General features: G+C 68.4%; 7 protein-coding genes. 6 read left to right on the top strand and 1 reads right to left on the bottom strand.

Annotation, left to right across the window (positions count from 1 at the left end; all coding sequences use genetic code 11):
* Positions 1-12 precede the first annotated feature (12 nt).
* From QZ588_RS05575 to QZ588_RS05600, 6 genes are all read left to right on the top strand, one after another.
* A complete protein-coding gene (locus QZ588_RS05575; protein WP_295540696.1) occupies positions 13-1,818 on the top strand; it encodes a sodium:solute symporter family protein in 1,806 nt (601 codons plus the stop codon).
* Positions 1,819-2,112: 294 nt separating this feature from the next.
* A complete protein-coding gene (locus tag QZ588_RS05580) occupies positions 2,113-3,978 on the top strand; it encodes a putative nucleotidyltransferase substrate binding domain-containing protein (protein WP_295540699.1) in 1,866 nt (621 codons plus the stop codon).
* 58 nt (positions 3,979-4,036) lie between these two features.
* On the top strand, positions 4,037-4,714 hold the full coding sequence (locus QZ588_RS05585; protein WP_295540701.1) for a 3'-5' exonuclease: 678 nt from the start codon (positions 4,037-4,039) through the stop codon (positions 4,712-4,714).
* Between the two features lie 207 nt (positions 4,715-4,921).
* Positions 4,922-6,367 (top strand): Asp-tRNA(Asn)/Glu-tRNA(Gln) amidotransferase subunit GatB, encoded by a 1,446-nt coding sequence (gene gatB, locus QZ588_RS05590; protein WP_295540703.1) that lies wholly within the window; start codon positions 4,922-4,924, stop codon positions 6,365-6,367.
* A gap of 205 nt (positions 6,368-6,572) precedes the next feature.
* A complete protein-coding gene (locus QZ588_RS05595; protein ID WP_295540705.1) occupies positions 6,573-8,177 on the top strand; it encodes a multiheme c-type cytochrome in 1,605 nt (534 codons plus the stop codon).
* Between the two features lie 12 nt (positions 8,178-8,189).
* Positions 8,190-8,885 carry a c-type cytochrome gene (locus QZ588_RS05600; RefSeq protein ID WP_295540707.1) on the top strand — a complete coding sequence of 232 codons (696 nt, stop codon included), beginning with the start codon at positions 8,190-8,192 and terminating at the stop codon, positions 8,883-8,885.
* Between the two features lie 13 nt (positions 8,886-8,898).
* Here QZ588_RS05600 and QZ588_RS05605 read toward each other — a convergent pair whose 3' ends face one another.
* Positions 8,899-14,118, bottom strand: a complete 5,220-nt coding sequence (locus QZ588_RS05605) for a DEAD/DEAH box helicase (protein ID WP_295540709.1) — start codon at positions 14,116-14,118, stop codon at positions 8,899-8,901.
* Positions 14,119-14,232 lie beyond the last annotated feature (114 nt).

Here is a 14,232-nt window from a genome sequence, read left to right on the forward strand (position 1 = left end):
GGAGCCTGAGCCATGACCAATCTCGATATCTGGACCTATTCCGTCGTCGGCTTCACCTTCGCCCTGTACATCGGCATCGCCATCTGGGCGCGCGCCGGCACCACCGGTGAGTTCTACGTCGCCGGCAAAGGCGTACATCCCGTGGCCAACGGCATGGCCACCGCGGCGGACTGGATGTCCGCGGCGTCGTTCATCTCCATGGCCGGGCTCATCGCCTTCAACGGCTACGGCGCCTCGGTCTTCCTCATGGGATGGACCGGCGGCTACGTGCTGCTGGCGCTGCTGCTGGCGCCCTACCTGCGCAAGTTCGGCAAGTTCACGGTGCCGGAGTTCATCGGTGATCGCTACTACTCGCAGGCGGCGCGTATCGTCGCGGTCATCTGCCTGATCCTCGCCTCCATCACCTACGTCATCGGACAGATGAAGGGTATCGGCGTGGCCTTCTCGCGCTTCCTCGAGACGAGCTACGAGCTGGGCCTCTACATCGGCATGGGCATCGTCGCCGTCTACGCCGTGCTCGGCGGCATGAAAGGCATCACCTACACGCAGATCGCGCAGTACGTGGTGCTGATCCTGGCCTACACTATTCCGGCGATCTTCATCTCCCTCGCGCTCACGGGCAACCCGCTGCCGCAGATCGGCCTCGGCGCCGGCTATGTGGAGAACGGTGCCCAAACAGGCATGACGCTGCTCGCCAAGCTCGACCAGGTCGTCACCGAGCTCGGCTTCAAGGAGTACACCACACAGGTGATGGGCAGTTATCTCAATATGTTCGCCTACACCTTGTCGCTGATGATCGGCACCGCGGGGCTGCCCCATGTCATCATCCGCTTCTTCACCGTGCCGAAGGTCAAGGATGCCCGCTACTCCGCCGGCTGGGCGCTGGTGTTCATCGCGCTGCTCTACACCACGGCCCCGGCGGTCGGCGCCATGGCGCGACTCAATCTGATGGATACTATCCAGATCGGACCCGTGGGCAGCGAGGAGGGCAATCTGCTCTACGAAGATCGCCCAGAGTGGTTCAAGAAATGGGAGGCAACCGGTCTGTTGGCCTGGGAGGACAAGAACGACGACGGCCGTATCCAGTACTACAACGATCAGAACCCGGCATTCGACGAAAAGGCCGAGTCGTTCGGCTGGAAGGGCAACGAGATGGTCAAGGTGGACCGCGACATCATGGTGCTCGCAAACCCCGAGATCGCCGGCTTGCCCAACTGGGTCATCGCGCTGGTGGTGGCTGGTGGTCTCGCCGCCGCACTCTCCACCGCCGCCGGTCTGCTGCTCGCCATCAGCTCGGCCATCTCCCATGACCTGCTGAAAGGCGTGTTCATGCCTGGCATTTCCGAGCGCGCGGAGCTCAACGCGGGACGTCTGTCGATGATCTTCGCCATCATCGTCGCCGGCTATCTCGGGCTCCATCCACCGGGCTTCGCCGCGGGCACCGTCGCCATCGCCTTCGGGCTTGCGGCATCGAGCATCTTCCCGGCGCTCATGATGGGTATCTTCATGAAGAAGATGAACAATGCCGGTGCCATTGCCGGTATGCTCGCCGGCATCACCGTGACCCTGCTCTACGTGTTCCAGCACAAGGGGATCTTCTTCATCCCCGGCACCGCCTTCCTGATGCCGGAGCTGGGCATGGGTCCGGATTGGTTCTTTGGTATTTCACCAAATGCCTTCGGCGCCGTCGGCGCGGCGGTGAACTTTGTCGTCGCCTTCGTGGTGGCGTCAGTCACCAAGGCACCGCCGGAGCACATCCAGCATCTGGTGGAAGATGTGCGCGTGCCGCGCGGCGCCGGCGAGGCCACCGGTCACTGAGTCCAGCGCCGAAGACCCAGCGCTGAAAACCCAGCGCTGAAGACAACGCCAACGCACCTGTTGAAGCCCCGCTCCGGCGGGGCTTTTTGATGCGCTCGACACGACTCGCATCACCGCGTGAACGAAGCGGATTCGTGCGCTTCCGCAGCTTGCGGCTCACCGCGGAAAATTGCTGTATGCCGCGTGTTTTTTGATCTATCGCAGCCGCGACGGGTGCCCGGTTGCGAAGAGTGCGATATGTTGCGGCGGTCCGGGCGCGGTGGTTTGCGCCTGCTCCGCAACCACGAGGCAGCGATGGACGTCGAGCTCATCGAAATCCGCGAATTTCTGGCCAGTCACTCTCCCTTCGACCGCCTGCCGGACAGCGCGCTCGACGCCCTGCCTCAGCGGCTCTCGGTGCGCTACCTGCGCCGCGGCACACCCTTTCCACCAACGGATGACGACAGCCCCTGTCTGTATATCCTGCGCCGCGGCGCCGTCGAGCTGCGTGACGACGGCGACAACCTCATCGGCAAGCTCGCCGAGGGTGATCTGTGTCCGTCGCCCTGCGGGCAGGGCGGCCTTGGCATGGAAGGCCTGTCCGGGCAGACCGCCGAAGACACCCTCGCCTATCTGCTGCCCTGCGAGGTGCTGGACCGCCTGCGTGGGGCGCACACCGAGTTTGCGAGCCACTTCGATGCGTCCATGTCCGATCGGCTGCGTCGCGCGCTCGACACCATCAAGGATGATGCCACCGGCACCGCGCTGATGACGGTACAGGTGGGGGAGCTGCTGAATCGCCCGCTGGTACACGGCGGGCCAGACATCAGCATTCGCGACGCGGCCCGCATCATGAGCGAGGCCCGCGTCTCCTCGCTGGTGCTCACCGACGGTGACCGCCTGGTGGGCATGATCACCGACCGGGATCTGCGCAACCGCTGCCTCGCGCTGGGGGTGTCACCGCAGGAGCCGGTGCGCCGCATCATGACCGAGCGCCTGCATACGGTGCGCGAAGACACCCTCGGCTTCGAAGCGCTCATCACCATGTCGCGCCTCAATGTTCACCACCTGCCGGTGCTCGACGAGCGCGGCGTGCGCGGGGTCGTGTCGACGTCGGACCTGGTACGCATACAAAGCGCTAATGCCGTCTATCTGGTGGGGGATATCCGCAAGGCCGAATCCCTGGACACGCTGGCGAGCATCAGTGCGCGGCTGTCGGAGCTGCAGATCCAACTGGTGCACTCCGGCGCCACCGCAAGCCAGATCGGCCAGGCCATCACCGCCGTCACCGACGCCATCACCCTGCGGCTGCTGGAGCTCGCCGAGGCGGAGCTCGGCGCGCCACCGGTGCCCTATTGCTGGATGGCGGGCGGCTCCCAGGCGCGGCGGGAGCAGTCCTCGCACTCCGACCAGGATAATGCGCTGCTCATCGCCGACCATCTCAAACCCGAGGATGATGCCTACTTCAAGGCGCTCGCCCAGCGGGTCAACGACGGACTCAACGCCTGCGGCTACGTCTACTGCCCCGGTGATGTCATGGCCAGTAATGACCAGTGGCGTCAACCGCTGAAGATCTGGACCAAGTACTTCAACACCTGGATCAAGCGCCCGGAGCCCATGGCGCTGATGCTCTCCAGCGTATTCTTCGACCTGCGCCCCATTCACGACCCAGCGGGCCTCTTCAACGAGCTCGCCGAGCGCATCCATCACATGTCGAGGCAGGAGACCATCTACATCGCCTACATGGCCGCCAATGCGCTGAAGCACCGCCCGCCGCTGGGCTTTTTCCGCAAATTGGTGCTGATTCGCGGCGGCGAGCACGACCAGACCTTCGATATCAAGCACCGCGGCATCGTGCCCATCGTGGATCTGGCCCGGGTCTATGCCCTCTCCGCCGGACTCGAAGACATCAACACCATCGAACGCCTCAAAGCTGCGGGCGAGGCCCGCGCGTTGAGCAAAGACGGCGCCGCCAACTTGGTGGATGCCTATGAATTTATCGGGACCCTGCGGATGCGCCATCAAGCCGAGCAGCTGAAACGTGGCACCCAGGCGGATAACTTCCTATCGCCGGACGACCTCTCGCCGCTGGAGCGCGGCCATCTCAAGGACGCCTTCGCCCTGATCCACACCATGCAGGAGTCCCTGGGCCAGCGCTACCAGGCGGGGCGTTTCGCCTGAGGGCGACACCTGCTCGGCCGCCCCTGGTGCACGCATCCGCTGACGACATCACCCGCCTATGAGCGCCCTGCCCCTGGATTGGCGTCGTCGCTGGCGCTTGCGCCGGCTCGCGGCATGCCCGCTGCGGGACTATCTGGCCGCGCCTTTCCCGCAGCCGGGCTGCGACTACAAGGCCGTGGAGTATGTCGCCGTCGACCTGGAGACCACCGGTCTCAACGCCCGCCGGGATCAGATCCTGAGCATCGGCTGGGTGCGCATCACCGGCAACCGTATCCATCTCGACAGCTGTCGCCACCGGTTGGTGCGTGTGACCGGCGATATCCCCGCCGACAGCGCCGTGATCCATCAGATCACCGACGACGAAGCCGCTCGCGGCCTGGAGCTCGCCAGCGCTTTGCCTGAGCTGTTGGCGGATCTCGCCGGGCGCGTGCTCATTGCTCATCATGCCAGGGTCGAGCTGGGCTTCCTCGACGCCGCCTGCAGGCGTCTTTGGGGCAAGGGACTGCTGGTGCGCACCGTCGACACCCAGGCGGTGGCTCGCCGCTTGCTGGAGCGCCGTCAAATCCCGTTCAAGGCCTCGGACCTGCGCCTGCATGCGCTGTGCGAGCGCTACAACCTGCCGCGCCATGGCGCCCACAATGCGTTGAGCGACGCCTTCGCGGCCGCCGAGCTCTTCCTCGCACAGGCGGCACATCGCGACAACGGGCATGGCATGCAGCTCGGCGATTTCCTGTGAGGCCGCAGGCGGTCGCCCACCGCCAGCTCCGCCATGGCGCCGGCTCCGCCATGGCGCCGCCGCGCCGGCCGTCTGCGAAGGCGTGCATCGGCGCCGCTCGTGCGTCGGGCTGCGCCGAGCGGTGACGTCACCCGGCCGATTGCGGGATACTGCGAATTTCGCCGCAGCCTCGGGCGGCACAGACGCAGACGCAAGCGACACAACACCATGCAGTGGGAACCCGTGATCGGGCTGGAGATCCACACCCAGCTCGCGACGCAATCCAAGATCTTCTCCGGCGCCGCCACCGCCTTCGGCGCCGCCCCCAACACCCAGGCCTGCGCCGTGGATTTGGGCTTTCCCGGCGTGCTGCCGGTGCTGAACGAGGGCGCCGTGCGCCGCGCCGTGCAATTCGGCCGCGCCATCGGCGCCGAGATCGCGCCGCGCTCGGTGTTCGCGCGTAAGAATTATTTCTACCCGGATCTGCCGAAGGGCTACCAGATCAGCCAGTACGAGCTGCCCATCGTCGGCCGCGGCGAGGTTGAGATCGTCCTCGACGACGGCAGCGTGAAGACCATTGGCATCACCCGCGCCCACCTGGAGGAGGATGCCGGTAAGTCGGTGCATGAGGATGGCCGATCGGGTGCTGGCGGCATGACCGGCATCGACCTCAACCGCGCCGGCACACCGCTGCTCGAGATCGTCTCCGAGCCGGATCTGCGCTCGCCCGCCGAAGCCGTGGCCTACGCCCGAAAGATCCACCAACTGGTGCGCTGGATCGGCATCAGCGACGGCAACATGCAGGAGGGCTCCTTCCGCGTCGACGCCAACATTTCGCTGCGGCGCAAGGGCGAGGAGCGCTTCGGCACCCGCACCGAGATCAAGAACATCAATTCTTTCCGGTTTCTGCAGAAGGCACTGGAATTCGAGATCGAGCGCCAGACGGACGTGTTGGAAAATGGCGGCACGGTGATCCAGGAAACGCGCCTCTACGACGCCGACAAGGACGAAACCCGCTCCATGCGCACCAAGGAAGAGGCCAATGACTACCGCTATTTCCCCGACCCGGACCTGCTGCCGGTGGAGCTCGACGACGCCTTCATCGCGCAGGCCACAGAGGACCTGCCAGAGCTGCCCGACGCCATGCGGCACCGGTTCATGGACACCTACGGGCTCAACGATGCCGACGCGGCGCTGCTCACCTCGAGCCGGGCCATGGCCGGCTACTTTGAGCAGACGGCCAGCCTCTGCGGTGAGGCGAGACAGGCCGCCAACTGGATCACCGGCGCACTGGCGGCGGCGCTCAACAAAGCCAACCTGGAGATCGCCGCCAGCCCGGTGGACGCGGCGCAGCTCGCGGGGCTGATCAAGCGCATCCAGGACAACACCATCTCCGGCAAGATCGCCAAACAGGTCTTCGAGGCCATGTGGGCCGGCGAAGGCGCTGCGGACCAGGTGATCGCGGCCAAGGGCCTCGAGCAGATCACCGACACCGGCGCCATCGAAGCGATGATCGACGCCATCATCGCGGCCAACCCCCAGCAGGTGGAGCAGTACCGAGCCGGCAAGGAGAAGGTGTTCGGCTTCTTCGTCGGCCAGGTGATGAAGCAGAGCCAGGGCAAGGCCAACCCACAGCAGGTCAACGCACTGCTCCGGGCCAAGCTGAAAGGCTGAAGATCAGTTTCAGAATCAAGCCCCTAGCGACGTATCAGGGTAATGCTGAGACGAATGGGGGTAAATCCCTATATGTCAGCATGGTAGTCAGGCCGCGCCTTTTGGTCTACTTTGTGCCGGGAACACGCTACAACAACCGTCAACCGCCGGAGTTTCGGGTGCAACCGAAGCCACTGAGCGGCCAATCACCGAAGGAGACCAAGCGATGCGCCACACCGTTCATCACGGTCGCGCGCGGCGTTATCTAGCGCTCGCGACACCCCTGCTCTGCGGCTTTCTCGCCTTGCCGGGCATGGTACTGGCGGAAGCCGCCCCCGGCGCCCAGGCGTCGGAAGCCGACGCCGACGGCCGCCGCTTCCCGCCCAGCTACATCACCACCGCCGACGGCCGCAACGTCCACCCCGAAGACTGGACCGACCCCAGGCTCTGCGGCCAATGTCACACGGAGCAGTACCAGGGCTGGAACGGCTCCATGCACTCCAATGCCTTCAAAGACCCGGTCTTCCAGGCGCTGTGGGCCATCGCCGAGAAGGCCGACCCCAACAACCGCAACCACTGCGGTGGCTGCCACACCCCCATCGGCACCGCCACCCAGACCGTAGAGTTCGACCCCGACGCCGGTCTGCACGGCGCCTTCAGTGCGCCGCCCGTGGCGGAAATGGGGGTCTCCTGCGACGTCTGTCACACCATCTCGGGCACCAACCTGCAGAAGACCGCCGTGCTCGAGCACGGCAACACCTCCATCGTGATGGACCCGGGCAACGTCAAGCGCGCCAACCTGCCCAACGCCACCTCGCCCTATCACGAAACCGCCGATTCCGAGCACCACGGCGAGTCCGACTTCTGCGGCAACTGCCACAACATCTTCCATCCCGGCAATAACTTCCCCATCGAGCGCACCTACGACGAGTGGAAGTACTCCGTCTATGCCCAGAACGACATCCACTGTCAGGATTGCCACATGATGCCGGTGGAGGTCGCCAACCGGGTCGCCGACGAAATGAAGCCCCCGGAAGCACTGAATGAATCCTCCATCGAGGGCTTCGCCGGGCTCGGCGGACCCTGGCGCAAGGTGGTCCACAAGCACGGCTTCGTCGGCGGCAACGCGGTCATCACCGCCGCCATGAACAACGAGTTGGCCGACTCCGACAACCCCGTTGATCTGGGCCGCGGCAGCAACTACGACGAGGCCATCAAGCGTCTGCAGAGCGTCGCCTCGCTGAAGCTGTATGTCACCCAAGAGGACGGCCAGCTGCACCGGGCGAAGGTCAAGGTCACCAACGACCGCGCCGGTCATCACCTGCCCACCAGTCTCACGGAAATCCGCCAGGTCTGGCTGGAAGTCGTGGTCACCGACGACCAGGGCCGCGAGCTGATGCGCAACGGTAGCCTGGATGCGCAGAACGAGCTGCCCAAGGACACCGTCATCTTCAACTCCCATGCCGTCGACAAGGACGGTAAGCACACCCACTACCCCTGGGAGATCGTGCGCTTCTCCACCCGCAACACCATCCCGCCGAAGGGCTACAAATACGGCAAGTACTGGTTCAACGTGCCGGAAGACGCCCAGAGTGTCACCGTCAACGCCAAGCTCCACTACCGCTCGTTCGCACAGGGGCTCGCCGATGAGCTGCTCGGCGAAGGTGCGGTGACCGTCCCCTCGGTGCAGATGGTCGAGCTGGAAGAGACCTATCCGGTGACTGAGCTGGCGGCCGCCAAGCAGGCGCTTGACGGCGAACAGGCAGCCGCGCCGGCGCCACAGGCCGACACCACCGCTGCGACCACCGCGGTCGCGGATGCAGCGCACTGAGGGGGTGAACCGATGACCAATTCATTTGCAGACCACTTGCAGACCCTCGGGCGCCGCGGCGCCCTGCTCCTTGGCATCGCCCTGTTGAGCGCACCGGCGCTCACCGCTGCCGACGACGACGGCTTCGTCTGGAACCGCGCCATGCTCGATATCATCGAGTCCGGCGATGTCGAGCGCGGCCGCCAGATCGCCGAGGACAAGCGCTGCAGCAAGTGCCACGGCGATCTCGGCATCCCCGAGGACGACGAAACCCCGAGCATTGCGGGGCAGGTCGCGGCCTATCAGTTCAAGCAGCTGGTGGACTACAAGGCCAAGGTGCGCGATGCGCGTTCCATGTACAAGGTGGCCCGACGGCTGGAGCTGCAGGACTTCGCCGATCTCGCCGCCTACTTCGCCACGCTTGAGCCGGAGCCGCCGGAGGGCAAAACGGCTCCGCCGCTGCTGGTCACCCAGGGCGACACCGACCGCCTGCTGCTGCCCTGCAACGTCTGCCATGGTGAGCAGGGCGAAGGCATGGGCCTGCAGGTACCGGCCCTGTCGGGGCAGAAGATCGACCACTTCATCGAGACCATGGTCGCCTACCGCGACGGCGAGCGGGCGAACGATGACTTCGGTCGCATGCGCTTCATCGCCAGCCAGCTCTCCGAGGAGGAAATCACCACCCTGGCCGCCTACTACGCGGCAGCCCCCGTGCCGGGCGACGAGTAATACCGCCGGCAGTTCAGCCCCGCGGCCCGGCACAGGCAATGGCATTGGGATCACGGCCGGTGCCGCTGGGGCGGAAACGCGCCGGGGCCAGGGCATCGTAGTCGGACTCGAAGCCGGCGGCCAGGAGGGTGTCGCGCAGGGGCGATTCCAGCGCCGGCTCGCCGTCGATGTGCTGGATGAGCAGGCGCTTGCGCCCGGATGGGATACGGTGCAGTGCGGCGGCGGCGAGCGCCAGCTCGCGGCCGCCCGCCGTCAGGCTCGCCGGGAAGCTCAGGAGTTGGCGGCCGTTGGCAGCCAGGTACAGCACGGGCTTGCCCGCCACCAGGATGAGCCAGGCGCCGGCGCTGCGCTTGGGGCTCTGCCTGGCGACACCGTTGCCTCGGGTCTGGGGTTGCTCGGGCGTGCCGGCGGCACTCGCCGGCCAGTCCAGTAACGTCCCATAAGGATTGGCGGGATCGGCGGCGGCGAGGATGCGCACGTCGTCCTCGGTGTAGCCGTCCATGGGCTGCTCGTCCTCGCGGGCCGCGCGCAGGCGCTCCACGGCGCCGGGCAGTGCGAACTGGGCGCCGGATAAGCCCTCGACGAAATGGCCGCGGCGCACCTGGCCACCTTCCTCCAATTCTTTCAGCATCTTGTAGAGCGGGCCGAAGCCGCCCGGGATACCCTCGGCGGCGACGGCCTCGCGGCTGACCACGCCATAGCGCTCCAGCAGCAGACGGGCGCTGAACAACACCCGCTCGGTGTCGGTGATGTCGTCATCGGCGCCGAGGTCCGCCACCAGCGACCAGCGCCCGCCCGCGAGGCCGCCCGCCATACCAACACCACCGCCGCGGCCGAAGCCGCCGCGCAGCCCGGCGGAGGCATGGGCGCGGGCGGTGTGTCGGCCGCCCCGCCCCGGGCCCGTCCGCCCACCGAGCCGGCCCCCTGCGCCGGCGCCCTTGCCCTTGCCGGCGGCTAGCGCCCGCAACGGCGCGAAGGTGTCGTTGGTGACCAGTCCGTCCCACACCAGGTCCCAAAGCGCGGCGTCGAAGGCATCCCGGCCGGCGGCGGCGGCGCCGGCGCGCGCGAGCAGCGGCTCGGCGGCCGCCTGCAGATCCATGAAGAAGCACGCTCCCCGACGCCGCAGCTGCACGAGCAGTGCCTCACGCAACGCCCCGCCCAGGTCATCTGCAACCGTCCCGGGGCCGCCGTCGGCGCCAGCCGGACCTGCGTCGTCAGCAGACGCTGAACCCGCGGCCCCAGACCCCGGATCGGTGCCCCTCGCCGGTCCCAGTCCCAGGTTCTCGCGCCGATACACGGCGATCTTCCCGTCCTTCGGTCCGGCGGCCCCGCGTCCGACCCAGACGATCTGCCCGGTGGCGGCCAGCATGTCGAGGTCGTCGGAGCGGTAGCCTTGCACGCGCGCCGGTAGCAGCACCCGGTCCAGCTGGGTCCAGGTCACGGCGAGACCTTCCAGCTGCAGCAGGGCCTCCAGCAGCTGCTCGCGGCCGTCGCGGCCCTGACGGCCGCCGGCGGCGCCAAGGCCGTGCCAATCCGGCAGGAAGCGGCCGAGGGTGGCGCCGTCCACCGGCGCCACCTCGTCCCGGGCGCGGGCCAGGGTCCGCCGGCGCAGCCGGCGCATGACCTCCGCATCGCACCATTCGGGCTCGCTGCGCTCGGTGAGCACGAGGGGGCGCATCTCGCCGTGCACCAGCTCGCCGCGGCTTTCCAGCAGCTTCAGCACCGGCGTCAGCTGCGCCGCCGGCAGCCCCAGGCGGCGGGCGAGCTGCTGCACCGGGAAGGGTCCGTGGGTGCGGGCGTAGCGGCGAATCAGCTGCTCCAGCGGCGCCTCGGTGGGGGCGATGAAGGTCTCCGGCAGCCCCGGCGGCGGCACGCTGCCCAGGGCGTCGCGGTACAGCCCCGCGTCCTCCGCCGCGATCCAGCGCTGCTCGCCGGCGACGGCAATCCGCACCGCCCGGCGCTGACGGCCCAGCTCCACCAGCCAGGCTTGCGCCAGCCGGTCTGCCTCCAGTCCAGCACCGTCCAGCTCACCGGCAGCCTCGCCGGCCCGATCAGCCGGCGCCCCAAACCCGAGCCCAGGCGCGGCATCGGGCCACGGATCGCCGCCATCGCCGGACCCGTCATCCGGCTCCGCATCCCCGGCGCCGTTACCCTGTGTGCTGCCCGCCGCACAGCGCAGGGCGATCTCCGCCTGCGTCAGATCCCCCAACCGCCGCAGCAGATCGTGCACCTCGTTCGCATCCCGCGCCCGCCGCTCCGGCGTCAGGTGCGCCAGCTCCGCCTCCACCTCTTCCAGCACCCGCGGGTCCAGCAGCTCGCGCAGCTCCGCCTGCCCCAGCAGCTCCGCCAGCAGGCCGCGGTCCAGGGTCAGCGCCTGGGCACGGCGCTCGGCGATGGGGGCGTCCTGCTCGTAGATGTAGGCGGCCACATAGGCGAACACCAGTGAGCGGGCGAAGGGCGAGGCGCTGGGTGTTTCCACCTCATGCACCCGCACCGCGCGGGACTGCACCGCCCGCAGCAACTCTTTGAGCCCGGCCAGGTCGAACTGATCGCTCAGCGCCTGGCGGTAGGTCTCGAGCACCACCGGAAAGCCCGGAAAGCGGCGCACCACCGCCAGCAGGCTCGAGGCTTTCAGGCGCTGCGCCCACAGCGGCTGGCGGCCCTTGGCGGAGCGCCTGGGCAGCAGCAGCGCGCGTCCGGCGTTCTCGCGGAACAGGCTGGCGAACAGCGCGGTGTCGGCCAGCTGCTCGGTGATGCGGTCTTCGATCTCGTCCGGGGGCGGCAGCAGCGCCATCAGGTCCGGCAGCTCGTCGCCGTCGGCCATGCGCAGGACGATGCCGTCGTCGGTGTACATCACCTGGATCTCGAAGCCCTCGCGGCGCTCCAGCTGCCATTGCAGGGCCATGGCCCAGGGGGCGTGGATGCGGGCGCCGAACGGGGTCAGGATGCAGATGCGCCAGTCGCCCAGCTCGTCCCGGAAGCGCTCGATGACGACGGTGTGCTCGTCCGGCACCTTGCCCGTGGCCGCGCGCTGCTCGTGGATGTAGGCGGCCAGGTTGGCGGCGGCGAAGTCGTCCAGCGGCGCCTGGCGCCTGATCCAGTCGATGGCGTCTTGCGGATCGCGCCGGGCCACCTCGCGGCAGAAGGCGCCGACGGCGCGGCCCAGCGCCACCGGCCGGCCGGGGCCGTCGCCGCGCCAGAAGGGCAGCTTGCCGGGCTCCCCCGGCGCCGGCGAGACGACCACCCGGTCGCGGGTGATCTCCTGCACGCGCCAGGTGGAGGCGCCCAGCAGGATGCACTCACCGGCGCGGGTCTCGAACACCATCTCCTCGTCCAGCTCGCCGATGCGCGGGCCGTCGGCGCCCAGATGCACGGCGTAGTTGCCGCGGTCGGGGATGGTGCCGGCGTTGAGCCGGGTGATCATCGCCGCGCCCTTGCGCGGGCTCAGCACATCGTTGGCCCGATCCCAGGCGAGCAGCGGCTTGAGATCGGCGAAATCGCTGGACGGAAAGCGCCCCGAGAGCATGTCCAGCACCGACGTGAGCGCGGCACGGCTCAAGCTCAGGTAGGGCCCGGCGCGGTTCACCAGGCGTTGGATCTCGTCCACCGTGCGCTCGCCGGCCACACAATGGGCGGCGATCTGCTGCGCCAGCACATCCAGCGCGTTGGCGGGCATGCGAAAGGGCTCCAGCTCGCCCTTGAGCATGCGACCGGCGATGACGGCGCACTCCAGCAGATCGCCGCGGAACTTCGGAAAGATCCGCCCGCTGCTCACCTCGCCGACACCATGGCCGGCGCGGCCCACCCGCTGCAGCCCGCGGGCCACGGAGCCCGGTGACTCCACCAGCAACACCTGATCGACGCCGCCCATGTCGATGCCCATCTCCAGTGAGCTGGTGGCGACGATGGCCTTGAGCGTGCCGGCCTTCAGGCCGTCCTCGATCTGCGCCCGCTGCTCATGGCTGACGCTGCCGTGGTGGGCGCGCACCAGCTCGGCGGTGTCCAGCCCGGGGCCCGCAGCCGCTGCAGGGTCGCCGCCGGCGCCTGCGGCATCGTTGCCGGAGGCGACCGACGCGTCCAGATCCGCCAGTTCCTCGGCGCCCGCCAGCATGGGGTCGATACCATCAGCGCCGCCGGTGCCCTCGTCTGCTCCGTCGCCCGCCCAAGCATCTGCCCCCGCCTCAACCTGGCCACCATCCGCCGCGCCGGTGAGGCGCTCCAGATGGGTCTCGTTCAGGCGCCGGCACAGCCGCTCCGCCAAGCCCCGGCTGTTGACGAAGACGATGGTGGAGCGGTGCGCCAGGATCGCGTCCAGCAGCGCCGGGTAGATGGCCGACCACATGCCCTTCTCCGCCGGCGGGCGCGCCACCTCCCGGGCATAGAGCTCGCCGAGGATCGGGCCGCCGGGGGCATCCAGGCCGGGCGCCTCGGGCGGATGCTCCATGTCCGGCACCGGCACACTGATGCTGAGGTCCAGCCGCGGTGGCGCGGCGGCGTCGACGATCTCCACCGGCCGCTCGCCGCCGAGCCAACGCGCCGCCTCCGTCAGCGGCTCCACGGTGGCGGACAAGCCGATGCGCTGCGGGTCCGCCCCGCCCGCCGCTTCCACCAGCGCCGTCAGCCGCTCCAGCGACAGCGCCAGGTGCGCGCCGCGCTTGCTGGACGCCAGCACATGCACCTCATCCACGATCACCGTCTGCACCTGCGCCAGATGCGCCGCCGCCCGCGAGCCCAGCAGCAGGTACAGCGACTCCGGCGTGGTCACCAGCATCTCCGCCGGATCCTTCAACTGCTGCGCCCGCTCCCGCTGGGAGGTGTCACCGGTGCGGATCGCCATCCGCGGCATCGGGCGCTCTTGCCCCAGCGCCGCCGCGGCGGCGCCGATGCCCGCCAGCGGCGCCCGCAGATTCCGCTCGATGTCGTAGACCAGCGCCTTCAGCGGCGAGATGTAGAGCACCCGAGTGCCCGCCGGACGCGCCTCCTCTCGGTCACCGATACCGGCCTCCGATGCCGCGGCCGCCAGGCCCTTGGGCCCGGCCCCCGGAGCATCTCCGCCCATCAACCGGTCGATGGACCACAGGAATGCGGCCAGCGTCTTACCGCTGCCGGTGGGCGCCGTGATCAGCACATGCCGGCCGGCGGCGATCACCGGCCAGCCGGCGGCCTGGGCGTCGGTGGGGCCGGCGAAGTTCTGGCGGAACCAGCGGCGGGTGGCGGGGCTGAAGATATCCATTCCGGCGCAGATGGGGGCTCGCGGCGGCGAGTCCGACGCCGGGCGCGTGTCCCATCGCCGCCGGCGCGCTTCAGGCCTCTGGAGATGATCCGGTGCTTTGGCAGCCACGGTGCC

It is taken from the genome of uncultured Thiohalocapsa sp. (assembly GCF_913062725.1).
Taxonomy (GTDB): domain Bacteria; phylum Pseudomonadota; class Gammaproteobacteria; order Chromatiales; family Chromatiaceae; genus Thiohalocapsa.

Coding starts and splice junctions, on each gene's coding strand:
- QZ588_RS05575 (WP_295540696.1), top strand. CDS start 13: ATGACCAATCTCGATATCTGGACCTATTCCGTCGTCGGCTTCACCTTC.
- QZ588_RS05580 (WP_295540699.1), top strand. CDS start 2,113: ATGGACGTCGAGCTCATCGAAATCCGCGAATTTCTGGCCAGTCACTCT.
- QZ588_RS05585 (WP_295540701.1), top strand. CDS start 4,037: ATGAGCGCCCTGCCCCTGGATTGGCGTCGTCGCTGGCGCTTGCGCCGG.
- gatB (WP_295540703.1), top strand. CDS start 4,922: ATGCAGTGGGAACCCGTGATCGGGCTGGAGATCCACACCCAGCTCGCG.
- QZ588_RS05595 (WP_295540705.1), top strand. CDS start 6,573: ATGCGCCACACCGTTCATCACGGTCGCGCGCGGCGTTATCTAGCGCTC.
- QZ588_RS05600 (WP_295540707.1), top strand. CDS start 8,190: ATGACCAATTCATTTGCAGACCACTTGCAGACCCTCGGGCGCCGCGGC.
- QZ588_RS05605 (WP_295540709.1), bottom strand. CDS start 14,118: ATGGATATCTTCAGCCCCGCCACCCGCCGCTGGTTCCGCCAGAACTTC.